This window comes from Achromobacter sp. (assembly GCF_050285585.1).
Taxonomy (GTDB): domain Bacteria; phylum Pseudomonadota; class Gammaproteobacteria; order Burkholderiales; family Burkholderiaceae_B; genus Achromobacter.
The window spans coordinates 1-2,678 of record NZ_JBLZXF010000098.1 but is presented as its reverse complement, the minus strand read 5'-3'; the positions used below and the strand labels follow the sequence as shown (position 1 = coordinate 2,678).

Below are 2,678 nucleotides of genomic sequence, written 5' to 3'. Positions count from 1 at the left end.
GGCGCGCAGATGGCTGCGTACAGCTTCCCGACAGCGGATGGTCACACCGATAGAACCTTGTCTCTTTAGCCTAGCGGCCGTTAACGATGCCGGCTGTCATCCGGCGATTTTCGTGACGCAATGACAGTGCGCCACGTCATCCGCAAGCTTAAGAGACCTTTCATGTCCGACAAAGACAAAAGCACTGGAGAATCTTCGCAGGACGGCTCCAGCGCAACGCCCGTACGCGCCACCCGCCGCGGCTTTCTGACCGGCATCGCCGCATTGGGCGCCAGCGCGGCCGCCATGGGCGCGCTGTCCGGCTGCTCCAATGACGACGACGATGACAGCCCCGCAGCGCCCGCGCCCGCCCCCGCGCCTGCGCCAGAACCCACGCCCGCCCCTGCGCCCGACCTGACCACGCAGCTACGCGACAACGTCAAGACGCTGGTGGTGATCTTTGCCGAGAACCGCAGCTTCAACAATCTGTTCGCCAACTTCCCCGGCGTGGAAAAGCCCCTGTCCGCGCTGACGCCGGCCGACTACACGCAGCTCGATCGCGACGGCACACCGTTGCCCGTGCTGCCGCCCGTGTGGAACGGCATGGTGCCCACGTCGCAGCAGGCCAACCACATCACCTACCAGGTGGACCAGGCTGCGGCCTACATGAACAACCTGTCCAACGCGCCGTTCGCGTTGCAGGGACCGCAAGGCGAACCCTTGCCGCAAGGCGTGGTGACGCGCGACCTCTGGCACGTGTTCTACCAGAATCAGATGCAAATCAACGGCGGCAAGAATGACAAATTCGTCGCATGGGCCGATTCCGGCGCGCTCGTCATGGGTCATTACAGCGATTCCGCGTACAACCTGCGGCTGTGGAAGCTGGCGCAGGAATTCGTGCTGTGCGACAACTTCTTCCAGGGCGCCTTCGGCGGCTCGTTCCTGAACCATCAATACCTGGTCGCCGCACGCCCGCCGTTCTATCCGGACGCCGCAAGCTCGGTCGCCCAGCCTCAGATCGCGCAACTGCAAAGCGCCGATCCCGCCGATCCCCGCCTTGAACCCAAGCCCACGTCGCCCGCTAGCGCGCTGACAGGCGTCCCGCAATTCGGCGCCAGCGCGCTCACGCCCGACGGCTACGGGGTCAACACCATGGCCCCGCCTTACTGGCCTTCGTTCAGCCGCGATGCCACCGATCCCACGCTGGCCGACCCGACAAACCCGCAAACCATGGTCCCGCAAACGCACGCCAACATCGGCGACCTGATGAGCGCCAAAGGCCTGGATTGGGCGTGGTACGCAGGCGGCTGGAAAGCGGCCGTGGATTCGACGGCCAACACGGGCTTTCCGTCTTCGCCCAATTTCCAGGCGCACCATCAGCCCTTCAACTACTTCAAGAGCACGGGGCCGGGCACCTCGGCGCGCACGACGCACATCCGCGACGGCGGCCTGGGTGACCTCAATGCCACCAACAACTTCCTGGCCGATGCCGAAGCCGGCACGCTGCCCCCGCTGACCTTCTACAAGCCGCAGGGCAACCTGAACATGCACGCGGGGTATGCGGACGTTGACTCGGGCGATCGCCACATCGCGCACATCGTGGACAGCCTGAGGAAGAGCAAGCAGTGGGAGAACATGGTGGTGGTGATCACCGTGGACGAGAACGGCGGCTGGTGGGATCACGTCGCGCCGCCGCAAGGCGACCGCTGGGGCCCGGGCACGCGCATCCCCGCAGTGATCGTGTCGCCCTTCGCCAAGAAGGGCACCGTGGACCACACCATCTACGACACAGGATCCATCCTGCGCCTTGCGACGCGGCTCTTCGACCTGCCGATACTCGACGGCCTGAAGGCGCGCGATGACGCCATGACGGCACGCGGGCAAGCGGCGATGGGCGACCTGACGAATGCGCTGACGTTCAGCGCCTGACGCAGGTAGGCGAGCAGGCGGGCGGGCGATTTGTCGGGCGGCGATTTGTCGGGTGGAGTTCCTTCGGGCAGCATGTAGTCCGACAGCGATCCGTCTGGCGAATCGCCCGCCTACGCCGTTCCCGCCTGCCCGTGCACGAGCAGCGCGTAGATCTCCGCGACTCGGCCGGTCGTAATCCCCTCGCGTTGCTCGACCGCCAACGGATGGCTCGTCTGCTCCAACTCGATGAACGGCCGGAAGCCGTCGTCCCTGAGATGAACGTGCGTTTTCAATCCGATCGTGTCGGGATACGGGTCAAGCTGCGTCGTGAGCCAGCCAAACAATGGCGGCGTGTGCGAGCGCTTCGGCTCGTCTGACATCCGCACCCATGTCTCGTAGCTTTGCAGACTGAGCGACACCCATACGCCCCATACAAACGGCTCGGGGTGACCCACGATGGGCAGCTCGATGCAGCCGCGCACATAGAAGTGCTGCTCGTCGATCACGCAGTCGTCGCTGCCCAGATCGCAACGCTGCTCGCGATCTTCAGGCGGCACGGCGTAGTACGTGGCGGGCGCTTCGGCGCCGAAGCTCGGCAGGCCGTAATGGACCTCGTCGCAGGTGGTGCATTTGAAAGAGAAATCCATTGCTGCTGCCTTCATCAAGCGGGGGATGTGGTTGCTCGGGTGCTTTGATTTGCGCGTTTTTCGGCACGCTGAGCCGGTGCTTTAGATCTTTGCTGCTTGGTGTTGATGCGGTGCGGGTTCTTAAGGCGTCCGGCACGGTGGCGG

The 2,678-nt window shown here is 64.6% G+C and carries 2 protein-coding genes; one reads left to right on the top strand and one right to left on the bottom strand.

The annotated features are described in order from the left end of the window. Window positions 1–162 precede the first annotated feature (162 nt). Window positions 163–1,908 (top strand): acid phosphatase, encoded by a 1,746-nt coding sequence (gene acpA, locus ACN6PJ_RS31405; protein ID WP_427986612.1) that lies wholly within the window; start codon window positions 163–165, stop codon window positions 1,906–1,908. Between the two features lie 110 nt (window positions 1,909–2,018). Here acpA and ACN6PJ_RS31400 read toward each other — a convergent pair whose 3' ends face one another. Continuing rightward, window positions 2,019–2,534, bottom strand: coding sequence for a DUF2199 domain-containing protein (locus ACN6PJ_RS31400; RefSeq protein ID WP_427986613.1), 516 nt, complete (start codon window positions 2,532–2,534; stop codon window positions 2,019–2,021). Window positions 2,535–2,678: the final 144 nt, after the last annotated feature.

Bases quoted from the DNA above. Each gene is read 5' to 3' on its own strand.
- acpA (WP_427986612.1), top strand. From the start codon at position 163: ATGTCCGACAAAGACAAAAGCACTGGAGAATCTTCGCAGGACGGCTCC.
- ACN6PJ_RS31400 (WP_427986613.1), bottom strand. From the start codon at position 2,534: ATGGATTTCTCTTTCAAATGCACCACCTGCGACGAGGTCCATTACGGC.